The sequence below is a fragment of the Dyadobacter sp. NIV53 genome (assembly GCF_019711195.1).
Lineage (GTDB): Bacteria > Bacteroidota > Bacteroidia > Cytophagales > Spirosomataceae > Dyadobacter.
On sequence record NZ_CP081299.1, the window covers coordinates 6,710,729 to 6,728,609 of the forward strand.

18 protein-coding genes are annotated in these 17,881 nt (G+C 41.5%); 15 read left to right on the forward strand and 3 right to left on the reverse strand.

What is annotated here, in order from left to right; genetic code table 11:
• Window positions 1-69 precede the first annotated feature (69 nt).
• The gene (locus KZC02_RS27470; RefSeq protein ID WP_221391595.1) at window positions 70-777 is read right to left on the reverse strand and encodes a GNAT family N-acetyltransferase; all 708 of its coding nucleotides are present in this window, start codon (window positions 775-777) and stop codon (window positions 70-72) included.
• 126 nt (window positions 778-903) lie between these two features.
• Between KZC02_RS27470 and KZC02_RS27475 the strand changes: the two genes are divergently transcribed.
• The 3 genes from KZC02_RS27475 to KZC02_RS27485 all read left to right on the forward strand — a co-directional run bounded on the left by KZC02_RS27475 (window position 904) and on the right by KZC02_RS27485 (window position 2,729).
• Window positions 904-1,257 (forward strand): DUF6152 family protein, encoded by a 354-nt coding sequence (locus tag KZC02_RS27475; protein ID WP_221391596.1) that lies wholly within the window; start codon window positions 904-906, stop codon window positions 1,255-1,257.
• A gap of 2 nt (window positions 1,258-1,259) precedes the next feature.
• Window positions 1,260-1,736: a DUF6644 family protein gene (locus tag KZC02_RS27480; protein ID WP_221391597.1), complete on the forward strand. Its 477-nt coding sequence runs from the start codon at window positions 1,260-1,262 to the stop codon at window positions 1,734-1,736.
• A gap of 165 nt (window positions 1,737-1,901) precedes the next feature.
• Complete coding sequence (locus KZC02_RS27485) at window positions 1,902-2,729, forward strand: SGNH/GDSL hydrolase family protein (protein WP_221391598.1); 828 nt, start codon at window positions 1,902-1,904, stop codon at window positions 2,727-2,729.
• A gap of 75 nt (window positions 2,730-2,804) precedes the next feature.
• Here the strand turns inward: KZC02_RS27485 and KZC02_RS27490 are convergent, their stop codons facing one another.
• Window positions 2,805-6,479 (reverse strand): S8 family serine peptidase, encoded by a 3,675-nt coding sequence (locus KZC02_RS27490; RefSeq protein WP_221391599.1) that lies wholly within the window; start codon window positions 6,477-6,479, stop codon window positions 2,805-2,807.
• Between the two features lie 293 nt (window positions 6,480-6,772).
• On the opposite strand from KZC02_RS27490, the gene KZC02_RS33460 reads away from it, so the two are divergent.
• Entirely contained in the window at window positions 6,773-6,886 is a 114-nt protein-coding gene (locus tag KZC02_RS33460; RefSeq protein ID WP_221395209.1) for a type I restriction-modification system subunit M N-terminal domain-containing protein, read from the forward strand.
• Here KZC02_RS33460 and KZC02_RS27500 read toward each other — a convergent pair.
• Window positions 6,855-7,865, reverse strand: a complete 1,011-nt coding sequence (locus KZC02_RS27500; RefSeq protein WP_221391600.1) for a YafY family protein — start codon at window positions 7,863-7,865, stop codon at window positions 6,855-6,857. The two genes, KZC02_RS33460 and KZC02_RS27500, sit on opposite strands and share 32 nt — an antisense overlap.
• Before the next feature lie 102 nt (window positions 7,866-7,967).
• On the opposite strand from KZC02_RS27500, the gene KZC02_RS27505 reads away from it, so the two are divergent.
• From KZC02_RS27505 to KZC02_RS27545, 11 genes are all read left to right on the forward strand, one after another.
• Entirely contained in the window at window positions 7,968-8,609 is a 642-nt protein-coding gene (locus KZC02_RS27505) for a vWA domain-containing protein (protein ID WP_221391601.1), read from the forward strand.
• Window positions 8,610-8,698: 89 nt separating this feature from the next.
• Window positions 8,699-9,724 carry a hypothetical protein gene (locus KZC02_RS27510; RefSeq protein ID WP_221391602.1) on the forward strand — a complete coding sequence of 342 codons (1,026 nt, stop codon included), beginning with the start codon at window positions 8,699-8,701 and terminating at the stop codon, window positions 9,722-9,724.
• 2 nt (window positions 9,725-9,726) lie between these two features.
• Window positions 9,727-10,677: an STING domain-containing protein gene (locus KZC02_RS27515; protein ID WP_221391603.1), complete on the forward strand. Its 951-nt coding sequence runs from the start codon at window positions 9,727-9,729 to the stop codon at window positions 10,675-10,677.
• Window positions 10,678-10,815: 138 nt separating this feature from the next.
• Window positions 10,816-11,478, forward strand: a complete 663-nt coding sequence (locus tag KZC02_RS27520) for a restriction endonuclease subunit S (RefSeq protein ID WP_221391604.1) — start codon at window positions 10,816-10,818, stop codon at window positions 11,476-11,478.
• Window positions 11,463-12,089 carry a restriction endonuclease subunit S gene (locus tag KZC02_RS27525; protein WP_221391605.1) on the forward strand — a complete coding sequence of 209 codons (627 nt, stop codon included), beginning with the start codon at window positions 11,463-11,465 and terminating at the stop codon, window positions 12,087-12,089. Before KZC02_RS27520 ends, KZC02_RS27525 begins: the two co-directional genes overlap by 16 nt.
• Window positions 12,090-12,120: 31 nt before the next feature.
• On the forward strand, window positions 12,121-12,336 hold the full coding sequence (locus tag KZC02_RS27530) for a DUF2281 domain-containing protein (RefSeq protein ID WP_221391606.1): 216 nt from the start codon (window positions 12,121-12,123) through the stop codon (window positions 12,334-12,336).
• Window positions 12,337-12,645 (forward strand): type II toxin-antitoxin system VapC family toxin, encoded by a 309-nt coding sequence (locus KZC02_RS27535; protein ID WP_229253836.1) that lies wholly within the window; start codon window positions 12,337-12,339, stop codon window positions 12,643-12,645.
• A gap of 125 nt (window positions 12,646-12,770) precedes the next feature.
• Window positions 12,771-12,965: a type I restriction-modification system subunit M N-terminal domain-containing protein gene (locus KZC02_RS32200; protein WP_229253837.1), complete on the forward strand. Its 195-nt coding sequence runs from the start codon at window positions 12,771-12,773 to the stop codon at window positions 12,963-12,965.
• The gene (locus tag KZC02_RS32680) at window positions 12,895-13,689 is read left to right on the forward strand and encodes a class I SAM-dependent DNA methyltransferase (protein ID WP_255637070.1); all 795 of its coding nucleotides are present in this window, start codon (window positions 12,895-12,897) and stop codon (window positions 13,687-13,689) included. Before KZC02_RS32200 ends, KZC02_RS32680 begins: the two co-directional genes overlap by 71 nt.
• Complete coding sequence (locus tag KZC02_RS32685; RefSeq protein WP_255637071.1) at window positions 13,671-14,240, forward strand: class I SAM-dependent DNA methyltransferase; 570 nt, start codon at window positions 13,671-13,673, stop codon at window positions 14,238-14,240. The genes KZC02_RS32680 and KZC02_RS32685 overlap by 19 nt, the downstream gene beginning before the upstream one ends.
• Window positions 14,241-14,363: 123 nt before the next feature.
• The gene (locus KZC02_RS27545) at window positions 14,364-17,774 is read left to right on the forward strand and encodes a DEAD/DEAH box helicase family protein (RefSeq protein WP_221391607.1); all 3,411 of its coding nucleotides are present in this window, start codon (window positions 14,364-14,366) and stop codon (window positions 17,772-17,774) included.
• The last annotated feature ends 107 nt before the right edge of the window (window positions 17,775-17,881 follow it).

Consider the following 17,881-nt stretch of genomic DNA (forward strand, 5'->3'; position numbering starts at 1 on the left):
CAGCTCCGGTTTAAATTCATTTTTTCTATTGATCAATTTGTTCCGGTTACTTTCTGTAAAATAGATTGGTTATCCGGCGGGTTTATCCGTGTTCAGGTAGGTAAGGCCCCAGAAAGGAATAAGCCTCCTTTCTGTAAATCCAAGTAGTTCATAAATTTTTCTGGCGCGGATATTCGTGGTTACAAAATGCAAAAAGGGTAATTTCCCTTCGCTCAGATTTGTATGGGTAATGTGAGCAACCAGTTGTCGGGCATATCCTTTTCCGGTATATGAAGGATGGGTACAAACCGCACTGATCTCTGTAAAACCAGTCATACAGAGGCGCTCACCAGCCATTGCAATCAATTTGTTATCATGTCTGATCCCAAAATATCTGCCTGATAAGCGCGTGTTATGATGGAAATAACCGGGTTGTACCTGATTGATCAATGCAAGCATTTCTTCATTGTCTTTTTCATTGAGCGAAATAATATCAATTTCAGAACCAGAGGGAAAAAGTGTTTTCTCACATACCATTTGAACACATTCAATTTTGTTGTAAATATTCCAGCCGGCCGGAAGTGGCGCCAGTTCACCTACCATAAATAATTTTTCTCCCGGTGACATCCATGGCTCTATTTCTTCGAGTTTTGCAGCAGCAGGATTTTCGCAGCCCAGTATCTGAAGCATATCTGCCGGATATTTTTGTATTGTACTTGTTCCTTTTGCGTAGTTTTTATGTGTGGTCTGCAAAGCATTCCATACCGGATTATCTAATATTTGGTAAAAATCATTCATTGGAAAGGGAGTGAAATTATAAGTAAGCAGGTTATTTTTAAAAGTAAAAACCAGGAATTTTTGCTTTGTATTTTTACATAACAATTTGATTTGGTTAATTTTAAGTAATACTAAACTCGACCGATTATGAAATATCTAAAAAACGCATCACTGATATTGACATTACTGCTCTGTGTTTCATTTACTGTCTTACACCACGGCTGGGCAGATTACGATCAGACCAAACCCCAGGATTTTAAAACAACCATTGAGGAATCAATTTATGAAAATCCGCATGTGCTGGCGAAGGTAAAATACAAAAAGGAAATGTATACCGTTTTTCTTGCTCCTACAAGCCGCATGACGGATCGGGGGCTGACTGCTGATATGATCAAAAAAGGAACGGAAGTAAGATTAGTTGCTTATCCGCACAAAACGAAAAAAGGAGAAATGCGTGCCGAAAGAATATTTGTAGGCGGCGAAAAATATGAATTGCGTTAACCGTGCCGGAGTATCTTAGCTGGCTCGAAAGTTCTTCCTGGGCTGTCTATATCCGGCAGTCGTTATGGCTATACCCGGTTTTGGAAATTGTTCATATTCTGGGTATAGTCATTCTGGTTGGTGCCGCATTTTTGTTTGATCTGCGTTTGCTTGGGGTTTCCGCAAATTTGCCGGTGACTGGATTAGCAGGCCATTTGTTGCCCTGGTCGCAAAGAGGTTTGGTGTTTATTATCCCATCAGGAATATTGCTGTTCATTACCAATGCTGAATCGCTTGGGGCTGATCCTGTTTTCTGGCTCAAAATGAGCTTATTAATTGTTGCCGCATTGAATGTTTTTGTCTTTCACCGCTTTTTCTTTAAAGATTTTAAAGCCGTAAAATTGACCGGAGAGCTTCCTTTTTTTACTAAAATATCTGCCGTAATTTCCATTATCATATGGATTGCCATTATAGCCTGTGGCCGGTTACTGGCATATTGAATCTTTAATTCAAACTTATAAACCATATCGGGTATAATTAGAACAGAATTTTGAATTTTATACCTGATGAATGGAAAATCCGGTATATGTCAATCTGGAATGAAAAAGTTGCCCGGATTAGTTAATTGTAATATATTCAACGTCTGAATTTTATCCTGAACCTGAATGAAAAAATTTCTTCTGTTTGCTGTTTTAATACTTTTAACCCTTGCTTCCGCACCGCGAAAAATTACCTGGGTTGCTATCGGCGATTCTATTACCTACCTCAATGACCATCAGGATGAAACGGGCAACAGGCTTACCAAAGGATACCTGACTTTGATAACAGAAAAATATCCCCGTGTTCAGTATATCAATCAGGGGCACAACGGCTGGACTTCCATCAACATTGCCGATCATATTGATTCGCTCGGATTGGTAAAAGCGGATGTTTACACTGTGTTCCTGGGCACTAACGACTGGTGGCAGGGAAAACCGGTAGGTACCATTTCGGATTATGAACAGCATACCGGAACAGGTACAGTTTACGGGGCGTTCAGGATCATTACTGATAAATTAAAAGATCTCAATAAAAAGGCCCGGATCATTTTGATGACGCCCTTACAGCGTGGTGATTTTGTGTATATCAATAATATCAAAAACAATGCTTACGGATCGTACCGGAAGAAGAAAGAACAGGATCTGGAAGAGTTTGCGAATGCTGTTATTGAAATAGGCAAACTGGAAAAATTTCCCGTTGCAGACCTTTACCATGACAGCGGCATTACGCCTGAAAACATGGTGAATTTCAAAAGACTGAAAGACCCGCAAACCGGCAAATACGAAAATTACACCTACCCGGGTTACACAGCCGTCCCTTTCGATCCGGAAAATGACGAATATCCATATCCTGTTGAAGCAATAAACATGACCTACGACGGTTTGCATCCTTCGGACAAGGGAAATGTTGTGATTGCCGGGTTGCTGGCCGGGAAATGGAAGGGGTTGAGGTAGATAAAAATAATGACTTAAATATAGATTTGACAACATTTTAAAAAGGACACGCCCATGTTGTCAAATCTACATTCACTACTCTACAACAAGCCGGTAATTGCGGATTATTCCACGTTCTTCGACCTTTAGTAAATAAACTCCCGGGGGTGATTTTTTTTGCAATTTCAACTCCATGAGTCCTGCTTCGCGTCTTATAATCTGCAGGGGAGCCACATGTCCGTCAACACTGTAAAATTTAAGAACCGCATTTTCCGGCTCATCCAGGCTCAGTTGAAACTGATCATTTTTCACAGGATTTGGGAAAACCGCGTAGGTCCGGTCAATGACAATGGATACCCAGGTGTAACCCGTTGTATGCCCGTTGAGATCCACCTGTTTCAACCTGTAATAACTTGTTCCCTGATAAGGCAGTTCATCTGTATAATTGTAGGAATGCGTTGCTGCCGCATTTGCATCAGGGTTTACTTTCGCGATGGATTCTATGTTTTTGAGATCCTTGCTTCTTTCCAGTATAAAATGAGCGTTATCAACTTCATTAGCCGTAACCCAGTCTATTTTTACCGAGCCATTTAATTGTTTTTTTGCTGAAAAACTGATCAGGGAAACCGGGAGTGGCCCTACTGAAACAGTGGCAGTTACCACCATAGAGCAAGTACCCGACACACCTGTCACGGAATATTCCGTTGCCTCGGCAGGAGTAACTGTAATTGCAGCAGTTGTCTGCATAGTAGACCATAAATATGCGTCCGCACCTGACGCAGTAAGTGTTGTACTGCCACCTGTATTGATATTCAGGCCGGGATCTGCGGCAATGCTAACCTGGAATGGTGCTCCCTGAAATTCATAAGCTCCGATATCTATCCCGCCACCAAAAAAACGGTTATTACCTGCAAGATCCAGGTTGCCTGCAATTTGCGAAGGGGTAGAGGGATCACCTGCATTGATAGCCGGGGAGCAGGCCAAGAGGGAAATATCGCCGATATCACTGCTGCCTTCTACCGGCTGGCTGACAAACCGGGGATCAACACTGGAGTTGTCGGAACCCGGGCCTGACCAGCCACCCTCAACAATACTGTAATATACAATGGCGTCGCTTCCTGCTTCGCTTACGATCTCCTGAATATTGCCCCATAATATGCTGTTTCTGATAATAGGGGTAGAGGAGGCATAATTATACATCGCGCCTCCGGCGGAATTGGGCCCATTACCGGAGAACGAACAATTGATCAGCGTTGGACCGGATAAGCCGCCGTTAATCATACCAGCGCCATATTCGGCGCCATTCTGAAGGAAGGAACAGTTGATCAACCTGGGAGATGAACTCTGGTTTTCCATTCCTCCTCCGTAAAGTAATGCGTAGTTTCCTAAAAACCAGCAATTTTTTAGTTCAGTATTTGATGACTGATTTTCAACTGCTCCTCCTAAATAGGCGATGTTTGAATAAAAAATACAATTTGTTATCGTTGCATCCGATCCGAAGTTGAATATTCCCCCGCCATAAGCAGATGGAAAAGAAAGTTCATCATTAACCAGTTTATCGGCATAACCTCCCAGAATAACAAAACCATCCAGAACTGCACTGGCGTTGATACTTTCACCTGATGATGGTAAATTCAACACTACGTTGTAAACATTATTACTAAAATCATCATCCTGTTGGATGTCACCACTTAATACGGTTTCGTTGGTTACAAAATTTCTAAGGGCCAGATTATAACCAGGTTCCTCAGTTCCGTCGAAACCACCATAAATAGCCAGATTATTTTTCATCTGAAACGTTTTGGTGCGCTGGTCAACGGGATTCGTATTGTCAAGCGCATCAGTGGCAGGATAATACGATCCTTTGGCCACCCATATCTGTGTGATCTGACCGCAATATTTAGCTGCGGAAATTGCAGATTGCAGCGTGGTAAAAGCATTTGTCCACGAAGTCCCGGTATTGCTGCCGGTTGCTCCGGCGTTCACGTAAAGTGTACCTGAATTGCCTTCGGGACAGCATACCGTTCCCTCATCAATCTGTCCGTCGTCATTGTTATCTTTGCCATCGCATATTTCCGCAGCACCAGGATAAACAGTTGCATCAAAATCATCGGGATCGCCCGAACAGGCAGAAAAAGTATCGCCATCCTTATCCACATCGTCTGCCGCGTCATATACTTTTGCGATCAGGTCCGGCTTGCCGTCAGGGTCACCGGTAACTCTGGTTGTACCGCAAATTGAGCCGAGCAATAATATTCCCGTTACATGAGGAGTTGCCATTGAAGTTCCGCTCAGATAGGCATACGTACCATTAAGAAAGCATGAAGCCACGTTCACGCCCGGTGCGCTGAAATCCACGGGACTGTTGCCAAAGTTGGAAAAACTTGCAAGTGTGCCATTAATATCCATGGCGGAAACGGTATAGATATTGGCTTTGTTAACGCGTGCCGGACTGGTGAAATTTGCATTTTTCGCGTCATTTCCTGCCGCAAGTACAACCTTGCAGATATCAGATAAATTCCGGACGGCATCTTCAATCGCAAAGCTTGGATCACCTCCCAAACTCATATTAACAACATCATTGGGCCCCGCATGTGCTGCGGCATAGTTGACTCCGGCGATGATGACCGAGTATGCGCTTCCACCTGATGCAGGAAATACTCTTACAGGCACTACTTCCACACCGGCAGCGACTCCAATTACACCAAACCCGTTATCTTTTGCACCAATGATGCCGGCAACGTGTGTGCCATGGCCATTCTGGTCGTTCGTGCTTGTCCCGATAAAATAAGCGCCGAAAGTAGTACTAACATTCAGGTCCGGATGCGTAAGGTCAATTCCTGAATCAATTATCCATGCCCGTCTGCCGGTAATGGCTGGTAAACCACCAGCAACGCGTGTTATTCCCCATGGCGTGCATTGAGGGCCGGTAGCGGTAGGTATTCTCCGGTCGAGCGAAACTTCGGTAACACCGCTGCCAATGGCCGCTTTTAATAAATTTCCATCAGCGAGGCTTAGTGACATGACGGGTATGGTGATGGCATTGTTGGTGCCAGTCATACCCGGCGCTTCTCCGGCAATATTGTTTACAATAATAACAGCAATGGCTCCGCTTGACTGAGCACTGAGTGCTTTATCCACGTAACTGCATGTGCCACGGTCTATAACCGCAACTTTGCCTGATACTGCATTCGATATGGGTGTACAGCCATTTGTGTTCGCTATAACGGCTACACCGCTGACAAAAGCCGCCGAGCCGAATGATGCCAGACCTGCCGCGTGATCTGCACCGTTAAAAACGACTGATGGTCCCGAACATCCTGACGCTATCTCAAGCGGCTCCGGGCTATTGGTCTCATTTAAATATACAGGCCTGTCAGGTTCGATGTATGCGATCTGGCTATCCTTGCCGAGCTGGCTGACATCTGCACTTGTCAGGCCATTTACGACGAAACCTTTTAGTGCTGTCTCATACACCTGAAGGATCTTCTTACCTGAAATATTGTTTTTTGATAATGTGGCATTGGCATATTTTTGCATGAACTGCTGACGCTCCTTATAGTTTGAAGTTGCAGTCAAAGGGGCATTCAATGCATCAGTGTTTTTGTACACAACAATGTACTGGCCGGAAATTGGTTTGTCGAATTTTTGTGTTGATTGCGGGCGTGCTATGATCTGGCGCTGCGCTTTTAAACTTACACTGCTAAGTACAACAATAAAAACGAGCAGTAGAAAACCCGGGAGAACCGGAGGCCGGAAATGTTTCATCATAAGTTGAGTAATTAGTTAAGTATCACATAAATATAATTCTATATTTAGTAATAATCCATAATGTAATGTAACCGGAACTATAATTGTGCTATTTATTATTTAACGGTCACCAAACGTTGGCAATCACGTTGAAATAGTTAAATCACGCACAATCATACAGCCGGTAGCAGACAAAGTTTTCGGGCAGGAACCTCAACAAAACCCTCAAAAATCCCTTACTTGCTAACACATAATTTCAATACCGGACTGCGAACCCAAACCAATGAAGAACTTTAAATGAGACCGCAAATTTTATCTGGTCCATAGCGGATTTATTAAGAGGCGATTACAAACAGAGTGACTATGGTAAAGTGGTATTGCAGCTTCCGTTGAATTTCACCATCCATATTTATCAAAACCCATTTTAAGCCTTTCAGCAATTACATTCCGAAACCCTTCCGGCGCCAAAACCCTGACCCGGTCACCAAAAGACAGGATCATGCTTTCCAGTTCATAATTTGGAATTACTTCAATGGATATGATTAATTCCTCATCGTGAGACACCAGCTTTTGTGATTCATGCAGTGGCTTGGACAAAATGTAAGGAGCAATCTGCTTATCAAAAGCCAGAATTATTTTTTGGACCTCAACATGCTCATACTTTGTAACTCCTATAATGTCTTCAAAATATTCATTAAAATCACAAATTGTATTTGGAATAAACGGAATCTCTATTTGCGAAATACCGGCAATTCTGTCCAGTGCCAGGTTTGTGATTTTCTTATAATCGTTGTGTAACCCGAACAGGAACCACCGGTTATTATACTGCTTTAAATAATACGGGTGAATGACGTATTCTGTTAATTTGTCAAGCTTATAAGGCTGATATTGAATGCTTAACGGGCGTTTGTACAAAATATCGTGGAATAGCCGGCCCAGATATTCTATTCCGGTCAGATACCGGTTATTATCAAAACTGATGATCGTTTCCGTATTCTTTTCCAGCAAAAATGCCTGTTCCAGTTTTGGAGATAGCTCATGTACCCACTCAAACTGGGGCATGCCCTGAAAGCGTGACAGAATATGCATGGCCGATTTTATCTGTTCAAGCTCGGCCTGGTTAAGCGGCTGTTTATCAATCGAAAAATGTATGTCACTATACCGGAAATATTTTCTTTTACCATCTTTCAAACGATCCAGCGGAATTTCCCAGCCTTCTGCACTTTCCATATACTTCATATCCTCTTCCACCTGCCGCCTTTTTATACCATTGCTGTCCGGATCTATTTCCAGTAATACTTTTTCTATGGCTTCGATCAAATCCTGGATAAAATACTTTTTCACAGGATTGGAGAAACACTTGTCTAAAACACGGTACCTGGTTTGGGCATTTTTATTTACGGCCATGAGAGGAGGTTTAGGAATATCGAAAGATAAATGTTTCTATGCAGATACACTGCGCAGGTTGAAATAATCTTTGTCAGACAATAAATCTTCAAAAAACAGATCATGGAAAAGAAACATCAGGTTCACAACTTAATTATCCTGGATGAAAGCGGTTCAATGGCTTCGGTCAGGGAAACGGTCATTCAGGGATTCAATGAAATTGTTCAGACCGTGAAAGGCATTGAAAAGGAATTTCCGGAGCAGGAACATTTTATTTCGCTGATCTCCTTCAACGGACTGGGAAACAAGCTGCTGCATTTTATAGATCCGGCCAGCAAACTGACAGAAATAGATGACAAGCGGTACCTTCCCGATGCTTCGACACCATTGTATGATGCCATGGGATTTGCATTAACCAAACTCCGGCAAACACTTGAACACCAGACAAACTATAACGTGCTTGTTACGATCCTGACCGACGGCGAAGAAAACGCTTCCAGGGAATATTCGGGAAATGACATCAAAAGTTTGGTGGAAGAACTGAAACTGAACCGCTGGACATTCACCTACATCGGCACGGATCATGACGTTACCAAAGCTGCTTTATCCATTTCGATTACCAATACCATAAAGTTTGAGAAAAATGATGAAGCCATGAAGGATATGTTTCAATCCGAAAAAAAGCCAGAACGATGTATAGCAACAAAATACGGAATAAGGAAGATACTGGTGGGGGTTTTTATGATAAGGATTCGGGGGAAATAGAAAATTTTGTTTAAAAAAAGTTTCTGCGCAGATAGACTGCGTAACACTATACAACTTTTGTAAATCACCAGACTTAAACCACATAAAATATGGCAAACTTGAATTACGACAGGAGACTAATGAATCTTAGTGCCCGACGATTTGATGAGGATATTCAACGGTCAGATTTGTCTGAATCCTATGGGAAATCAATTCTCCCTAAGAATCTGGAATATCTGATCGAATCAATGAGACCAATCGGGAAAAAATATAATGATGTGACATTAACGGCAGCAGCTAATGTTGAAAAACATTTGGAACAGTCACTAAATCTTACTTTCAACCGAGCATACCGAAAACAAGGTTCTGTAACAACCAATACAAATATTAAACTTCACAGTGATATTGATTTACTGGCTGTTATTAATGGATATCAATATCAGGAGCCTGCTCTACATCCAATATTAACTCCATATACAGGCGAACCGCACAATGATATAACTGAATTGAGAAAGCAGTCTACTGAAATTATGAAGGGTAAATACGATGAAGTGGACACGTCTGGAACTAAGTGCATTTCTATTTATAACAAAAATCTTAAAAGAAAAGTCGATGTAGTGTTTAGCTTTTGGTATGATACCAAGGAGTTTATTAATTCAGGTAATGAATATTATCGGGGAATTTATCTTTTTAATTTTCCAATCAAGCTTAAAGAGCTTGATTATCCTTTTGCACATATTAGAAATGTTAATTGGAAGGCCACAGAGACAAGAGATGGTAGTTGCAAGGGTATTCGGTTAATTAAAACATTAAGGGCGGATTCTGACAAAAGAATAGTACTCACAAGTTTCGAATTAACCAGTTTGGTATATGAAATTGATAATCAAAACTTGTTTTATCAAAGTCATGATGAATTAAAAATTGCTATTAGCATCTCCGCGCAAATTGTTAGAATGCTTTCTAATGAAACATACCGTAAGGGTATTAAAAGTCCAAATGGTATTGAATCTCCCTTTAAAGATGACAAATGTTTAACTGGTTTAAGAAATCTTAAAGAAGATCTGGATCAGTTAATTATGGATTGCGGAGGAGAATTAAATAATTATTTAACCAAAAGATCACTATTACTTTACTAGTCATGGAAATGAAACCACGTGTTTTTATCGGCTCATCCTCTGAAGGTCTGGACGTTGCCGAATATGTTAAATCTTATCTTGGAACTGATTTCGAGTGCTTTTTATGGACGGACGATATTTTTCAAAATAATGAAAGTGTCTTTGAAACTCTTTTAAAAAGTGCCAGCCTTTTTGACTTCGGAATAATGGTAGCGACAAAAGATGACTTTCTGACCAGTCGTAAAGTTGAGTTTGATAGTCCAAGAGATAATATCGTTTTCGAATATGGTTTGTTTTTAGGCAGAGTCGGCCCGGGCCGCGCCTTTGTTATTCAGGAGGAAGGAACAAAGCTACCTTCGGATTTATACGGGATAACGACACCAAGTTTCAAAAGAACGCCAAATCTCGTTCATGCTGATAGACTCAACAATGAACTGCGAAAAATCAGTAAAGTCATGAAAGAGAAGATTAGTATCGGTGAGTTGGGATTACTTCCTTCAACAGCTTTGGCAATTGGCTATTATGATAATTTTGTAGCACTAACCTGTGAAAGTCTGTGTACAAAAGGAGAGTTGATAGTGGAGGGAAAAATGTTCAGAGAATTTCAATTCAGCATTATTATACCGAATGACCTGGATAGTGACATTAAAAAACGATCAAAATTGTTTTCGACAAAACACAAACTTCGACAGGTTCAGATAGAAGCGGCCGGACGGAGTTATCCTATTTCTGTTTCTTATCAGGAAGGTGATCATATATTGAAAATTTATGATATGCCAACAACGCTTAATGGTATTGACCGTGCAATAGAAATGTATATGCGAAAAGGTCATATTGGCAAGACGGAGGAACAGCAACTACTGGAAGACCGGGAACTTCGCAACTTTACAAGAGTCCTTCAATTGCTCATTGACAATGATTCTTACTGCAAACAGCTGGTTAAGATTGTTAATGAAAACAACACTTCATTTTAAATGTAACTTGGTCTGGATCTTTTTACCTTATCCAGACCAAATACGATTGTATAGCAATATTCTATATTAGGCAGGGCTGCGATCCCTATGTCAAGTCTTCAGCCATGGAATTAATTCTATTGTTCATTAGGCAAGCGTATGAAATCAGAATTTTCATCACCCAAAAACCCTACATTTGCACAAATGGCCCCCTTTACCACACAACAGCAAAGTAAGCCCGGATACAAATTATTTGATGATCAGTTATTTATGAATTGGAAGAAAGTTAGGTTAGGTAATTATATTAATGTCATTTCAGGATTTGCATTTGACTCTCAATTATTCAACAATGAAAAATTAGGGATGCCTTTGGTTAGAATTAGAGATGTTGGTAAAAATTCAACAGAGACATATTTTAATTCAACTTATAGAAATGAATTTGTTATTAATGATGGAAACATATTAGTATCAATGGATGGTGAATTTAGAATTGCAGAATGGAAGGGAGGGAAAGCATTAGTAAATCAGCGAGTATGTTGGTTGAAAACCAAAGATTTATTACAGCTCGATGAACGCTTTTTACTTTATAATCTCCCTAATAAGTTAAAATCAATTGAAGATTCAACATCATTTGTTACGGTTAAACATTTGTCAGTAAAATCTATAAATGAAATCCAAATCCCACTTCCAGACCTCGCAACCCAAAAACACATTGCCTCCATATTAGACAAAGCCGATGCACTACGCCAGCAAAACCGCCAGCTTTTGACTTACTATGATGCGTTGCTGCAAAGTACGTTTATTGGATGTTTGGTGATTTAACTGAAAATAATAAAAAGTTGTCGTTAGTAAAACTAGATACATTATGTAAAATACAAGGCGGGTTACAAGTAAGTGCAGAAACTAGGAAAAACTTGTCATTAACAATGCCTTATTTGCGGGTAGCGAATGTTTATAGGAATCAATTAGAACTGTCAGAAATCAAGAATATTGATTTAACAGAAGGGGAATTAGAAAGAACAAGATTACAAAAAGATGATATATTAATTGTCGAAGGTCATGGTAATAGGAATGAAATCGGACGTGCAGCGATTTGGGATGGCTCAATAGATCCAGTTGTTCATCAAAATCATTTAATTAGAGTTCGTCCAGATTTTGAGCAAGCAACTTCAATTTTCTTATGTTATTTCGTTAATTCAGAATCAGGAAGGCAGCAATTAATTGGTTCTTCTAATACAACATCTGGGTTAAATACAATTAGCACTGGAAAAGTAAAAAATCTTAATTTACCAATTCCACCACTATCGCAACAACATCAATTTGCCAAAATAATAGAACAAATCGAATCTCAAAAAGAACAAGCAAAAAAATCCCTAGCCGAAAGCGAAGCGCTTTTCCAGGGACTTTTGGCCGGTTATTTCGGGGATAATTAATTATATTTGAAAGAATAAAACGCTCATCGCTATGCTTACTGTAATAGAAGGAGTTTACGAAAATGGACAAATCGTTCTTGACCACAAGCCGAAAACCAGTACTAAAATCAAGGTAATGGTAATATTTGAAGAAGTGAACGAAATTGAAAATATACCTCAAAAACGCCCTTTCGGCATTGCAAAAGGCACTATCCAGTTAAGCCCGGATTTTAATGATCCTCTGGAAGATTTAAAAGATTATATGTAAATGAAATTATTACTGGATACACACGCTGTATTATGGTTTATTGAGGGCGATTCGCAATTATCTGCCAAGGCAAGAGAACTTATTGAAAATCCGGTAAATGAAATTTATGTCAGTGTAATTAGTTTCTTTGAAATATCAATTAAACTGAAACTTGGCAAGCTCTATTTGCAAAAACCTTTGAGTTTGATTTTTCAGGACATAGCTCATGCTTATATTCATGTACTTCCTATAAGCAATTCACATTTGCTCGAATATCAAAATATCCCAATAATAAGCGATCATAAAACTAGGCGTCCCCGACCCATTTGATCGTCTGATTATTGCCACAGCTCTTGCTGAAAATGCTGGCCTTATCAGTATTGACCAGAAATTTGAAAACTACCGGGAATTAGTAACCATCATTTGGTAATTCTCTCATAACAAAAAACAACATCATGCTTACAGGCGAAAAACGTTCACAAATAGATAAAATATGGAATGCCTTCTGGACAGGCGGCGTTTCCAATCCGCTTACCGTTATTGAACAGATCACGTATCTGCTTTTTATCAAGCGTCTCGATGAAATACAAACGGCAGAAGGAATCAAAGGCAAGTCTGCTCCGCAAGGACATAGAGGCTCCCGTATATAAGCCAGAGCAGGCCGATCTGCGCTGGACACATTTCAAGGACCGCGAGCCTGAAGACCTTTTCAGTCACCTCACCAAACCGAAAGGCGTGTTTGACTTTATCAAAAACATGGGTCAGGACAATGCTTTCAGCCGTTTTATGAAAGGAGCGACTTTCATGATCCCGACGTCCCGGCTTCTGGCCCAGGTGATCGACCTGCTCAACGATGTGCAAATGACCGACCGCGATACCAAGGGCGACATTTACGAATATCTATTATCCAAAATTGCCTCAGCCGGTACCAACGGACAGTTTCGTACGCCTCGCCACATTATCAAAATGATGGTGGATATGATGGAACCTCTGCCGCAGGATATTATTTGTGATCCGTCGGCAGGTACATGCGGTTTTCTGGTTGCCTCTGCTGAATACGTACAAACCAAATATGAAGGCCGCTTTGGTGATACCGGATTCAGGAAACATTTCAACGAAAGAATGTTTATGGGCAGCGAGTTCGATGCGACTATGATACGCATCGGCGCTATGAACATGATGATGCACGGCATTGAAAACCCGAATTTGGCTGATGTCGACGCGTTGTCGGAAGCCAATGCTGGTTTTACCGATGTCGCGACTCTGGTACTGGCCAATCCGCCGTTTAAAGGGAGCCTGGACCACGAATCGGTTGAAAAGAATATTCTGGCAAAGGTCAATTCCAAAAAACAGAATTGCTTTTCCTTGGACTGATGCTGAGAGGATTGAAAATCGGCGGACGTGCAGCGGTGATCGTTCCCGACGGTGTCCTGTTCGGTTCGTCCAAAGCGCATGTGCAGATACGGAAGGAAATCATTGACGGGCACCAGTTAAGGGCAGTTATTTCAATGCCTTCCGGTGTGTTCAAACCTTATGCCGGAGTTAGTACGGCCATTCTGATCTTTACCAGAACGGATTCCGGCGGAACGGACAAAGTATGGTTTTACGACATGAAAGCAGATGGGTACAGTCTGGACGACAAACGTCAGGAAATAGCTGATAATGATATCGACGATATTGTAAGCCGTTTCCGCCACCCCGACGGGGAAGCTGACAGAAAACGCACGGACCGTTCATTTTTTGTGCCCGTAAGTGATATCATAGGGAATAATTACGATCTTAGCATCAACCGTTACAAGGAAGTAATTCACGAAGAAAAGTTTTACGACAAACCGGCTGTGATCATTGCAAAAATCAAAGAACTGGACGAAGCCCGCCAGCAAAACCTGGCCGATCTTGAAAAATTACTGGAAGAGAGTTTATGAGGGGCCGCCGCTCATGAACTTTTAACTCATAAACTCATAAACTTTAAACCTTGCGACCGTCACTCCTGAACTCTGAACTCCTGAACTTTAAACCGCGCGGCGACCGCTCATAAACTCAAAAAAATGCCCGACTCTAATTTCTTTTTCCTGACCAAAGAATGGGCCGATATACACGATACGGCACAAAAAGCAGAAAGTTATGCAGCTACCGAACCAACGGTATCTGCATTTTTGAGTAGAAAAGCATTGGAAGAAATGATGGCCTGGCTGTATGACCATGACAGCAATCTGAGGCTTCCCGCAAAAGAACAGTTTAATCTGAATGATCTGCTGAGAGAACAAAGTTTTAAGGATTCGTGGGGAATGGAGTTTGGCAAAGAGCTGCATATTGTTAAAAATACGGGTAACAGCGCTGCGCATAAAAGTGTAAAGATTGGCGCTAATGAAGCAATTGCAAGTATTAAAATCCTGTTTCGTTTCTGCTCAGGAGTTGTCAGGACTTTTTCCGACCATCCGTATAATTATATACAATTTGACCAGAACCTGATTCCTGCAAGTGGTAATTCACTTTCTGCGAAGGCAATGGAGCAGATCATGAAGGAAGCTAAATTGCAGAACATCGAACTCGACCGCAAGGATGCTGAAATAAGCCAGAAAGAAGAAGAACTGGAAAAAGTAAAAGCCCAGCTGGAACATTATAAAAAGCTGAGCCAGCAGAATGGAGACGTAGCAGCACCAGCGGTATTATCTGAAAAAGAAACCAGGAAACTGTATATTGATGTATTGCTCCGGCAGTCGGGCTGGAATATAGAAGCACCCGATGTACAGGAATTTGCAGTTCAGGCTGTGGACGAAGAAACAGGGGAAATTAAAAACCTCAAAGTAGATTATGTATTGTGGGGAGATGATGGAAAACCTTCCGCATTAATAGAAGCCAAAAGAACAACAGCAGGCGTTGAAAGAGGGCGGAACCAGGCCAAAAATTATGCTGATGCCATTGAAAAGATCTATGGACAGAGGCCGCTTATTTATTATTCCAATGGTTTTGATACCTATCTGTGGGACGATACGCAATATCCGCCCAGGGAAGTGTACGGTTTTTTGAATGCCGAAGAGTTACAGCGGCTCATTATACGGAGGCATCAGCGCAAGCCGCTTAAGGAACAGCAGGTAAATCAGTCTATTGCCAACCGTTATTATCAGGAGCGGGCGATCAGGAGAGTGGCAGAAAGGTTTGAAGGTGAAAATCAAAGAAAAGCACTTCTCGTAATGGCAACCGGAACGGGAAAAACCAGGGTTTCGGCGGCAATAGTGGATATGCTGACCAAGGCGCAATGGGCAAAACGCATCCTTTTCCTGGCCGACAGAAATGCGCTGGTTACACAATCACTGAAAAATTACAACGAATATCTGCCTAATCTGACAGGGATCGACCTGACCAAGGACGAAGATAACGGAAATGCACGTATCGTTTTTTCAACTTACCAGACGATCATCAACCGCATCGATGGTGATTACAGGAATGGCAAACGCTATTACGGGATCGGGCATTTTGATCTGATCATCCTGGATGAAGCGCACCGTTCGGTATATGATAAATATGGTGCTATTTTTGATTATTTCGATGCCTTGTACCTGGGTTTGACTGCAACACCAAAAAATGAAACCGACCGGGATACGTACCGGCTTTTTAACCATACACAGGGAGAACCGACGGATGCTTACGAATATTCGGTAGCCGTTGCAGATGAATTTTTGAGTCCGGTAAAACAGGTCCCGCTGCAACTGAAATTCCCGGCAATGGGAATCAGGTATAGTGATTTGTCGGAGGAGGAAAAACGGGAATGGGAGCAAAAGTTCTATGATTCGGCAACCGGACAATTTAAAGAAGAAATCGACTCTGGCGCCATCAATAAATGGCTGTTCAATGACGATACGGCCGACAAGGTTTTACTGACTCTGATGGATTATGGCCATAAGGTAGAAGGAAATGAAAAAATAGGTAAAACCATTATTTTCGCACGCAGCCATAATCACGCCGAGTTTATTCTGAAAAGATTTCATGCGCTGTATCCTCAGTATCATTCCCACTTTGCACAAATAATTGACAACTATGCCAAAGATGCTGAGGCACTTATCGACAAGTTTAAACTGAAAGACAAATATCCGCAGATCGCTGTTTCTGTTGATATGCTCGATACGGGAATTGACGTTCCGGAAATCCTGAACCTGGTATTTTTCAAACCGGTTTATTCTGCTGCCAAGTTCTGGCAAATGCTGGGACGCGGCACACGCTTGTGTAAAGGCATTTTTGGCCCTGATCAGGATAATCCTGAACATAATAAAAAGGATTTTTATGTATTTGATGTATGCGGCACCTTCGCCTTTTTCGAAGAAAATCCGGAAGGTATAATTCCGGGCAAAGCGAAATCGTTAAGCGAAAATACTTTTATGGCAAGGGCTGAGCTTGTTTATCTGCTGCAAACCCAGGGTGATCCCGTTCCGGAAAGCGCAGATTTCCAGTTGGGCAAATACCTTGGTGAAACGCTCAGCCGGCAGATCACTGAACTTAATCCGGATGCTTTCGGTGTGAGGCTACACCTTCGACAGGTTGAGTATTACCGGGATCAGGAAGCATGGCAAAGTATCAAAGAAAACGATATTACGGAACTGGCAGAACACATTGCCCCGCTGATCTCCAATGATGAAACCAATGAGCTGGTCAAGCGTTTTGACCTGATGATGGTAAAATTGCAGCTGGCTATTTTCAGAAGTGAACGTTCACAGGAAAGCTATGCGGAAAAACTGAAAACGATAGCTTCCGAGTTATTGAGAAAGTCGGAAACGGTACCAACTATTGCAAAAAAGAAAGATACATTAACCCGGATTGTCCAGCCCGAATTTTGGGCTGAGGTCTCCGTTTCTGCCATTGAAAAAATACGGATTGAGATCAGGGAATTGAGCAAATTGGTGGATTTGAATTCAGGTAATGGTATTTTCTATACCAATTTTCAGGATGAACTGACAGCTCCGGTTATTGCCCGGGATTTTCAGGGGAATTTTGGCAGTTATAGCAGCCTTTATGCAAAATTGAAAAAGATTATTCAGGTAAATGCCAATAATTTAACCATACACAGGCTGCATACCAATCAGCCGATCACAGCTGCTGAACTGGACGAACTGGACAGAATGCTATTTGACCAGTCGGGCGCACAAACCCATAATGATTTTAAGAAATTACTGGGTGACAAACCATTGGGCGTTTTTGTGAGGTCTATCCTTGGCCTGGACAGCAGTTCGGCACGGGAAGCTTTTTCCGTTTTTTTATCGACCGGCCCTTTAAGTTCAGTTCAGATTGAATTTATTAATGATCTTATTCAGCAGCTGACCCAAAATGGTATAATCAATCCTGATATGCTTTTTGAACAGCCTTTCACTAAATTTCATGAAAGTGGAGTAGGCGGTGTTTTTCCCTTAAATGCGAAAAATGTAATCGACGTTGTCGAACAGATCAATGACCGGGCAATGGCTTAAAGGGGATTGGGAATTGATAAAATGAGAACGTACCAAAGCTTCTTTTTATAGCTTGTGCCGTAGGTGTAATTCGCGGTTAGCTATCCGTAGCAGGAACATCGCCAGGC

Bases quoted from the DNA above. Each gene is read 5' to 3' on its own strand.
- KZC02_RS27470 (WP_221391595.1), bottom strand. From the start codon at position 777: ATGAATGATTTTTACCAAATATTAGATAATCCGGTATGGAATGCTTTG.
- KZC02_RS27475 (WP_221391596.1), top strand. From the start codon at position 904: ATGAAATATCTAAAAAACGCATCACTGATATTGACATTACTGCTCTGT.
- KZC02_RS27485 (WP_221391598.1), top strand. From the start codon at position 1,902: ATGAAAAAATTTCTTCTGTTTGCTGTTTTAATACTTTTAACCCTTGCT.
- KZC02_RS27490 (WP_221391599.1), bottom strand. From the start codon at position 6,479: ATGATGAAACATTTCCGGCCTCCGGTTCTCCCGGGTTTTCTACTGCTC.
- KZC02_RS27500 (WP_221391600.1), bottom strand. From the start codon at position 7,865: ATGGCCGTAAATAAAAATGCCCAAACCAGGTACCGTGTTTTAGACAAG.
- KZC02_RS27505 (WP_221391601.1), top strand. From the start codon at position 7,968: ATGGAAAAGAAACATCAGGTTCACAACTTAATTATCCTGGATGAAAGC.
- KZC02_RS27510 (WP_221391602.1), top strand. From the start codon at position 8,699: ATGGCAAACTTGAATTACGACAGGAGACTAATGAATCTTAGTGCCCGA.
- KZC02_RS27515 (WP_221391603.1), top strand. From the start codon at position 9,727: ATGGAAATGAAACCACGTGTTTTTATCGGCTCATCCTCTGAAGGTCTG.
- KZC02_RS27520 (WP_221391604.1), top strand. From the start codon at position 10,816: ATGAAATCAGAATTTTCATCACCCAAAAACCCTACATTTGCACAAATG.
- KZC02_RS27525 (WP_221391605.1), top strand. From the start codon at position 11,463: ATGTTTGGTGATTTAACTGAAAATAATAAAAAGTTGTCGTTAGTAAAA.
- KZC02_RS27530 (WP_221391606.1), top strand. From the start codon at position 12,121: ATGCTTACTGTAATAGAAGGAGTTTACGAAAATGGACAAATCGTTCTT.
- KZC02_RS27535 (WP_229253836.1), top strand. From the start codon at position 12,337: ATGAAATTATTACTGGATACACACGCTGTATTATGGTTTATTGAGGGC.
- KZC02_RS32200 (WP_229253837.1), top strand. From the start codon at position 12,771: ATGCTTACAGGCGAAAAACGTTCACAAATAGATAAAATATGGAATGCC.
- KZC02_RS32680 (WP_255637070.1), top strand. From the start codon at position 12,895: ATGAAATACAAACGGCAGAAGGAATCAAAGGCAAGTCTGCTCCGCAAG.
- KZC02_RS27545 (WP_221391607.1), top strand. From the start codon at position 14,364: ATGCCCGACTCTAATTTCTTTTTCCTGACCAAAGAATGGGCCGATATA.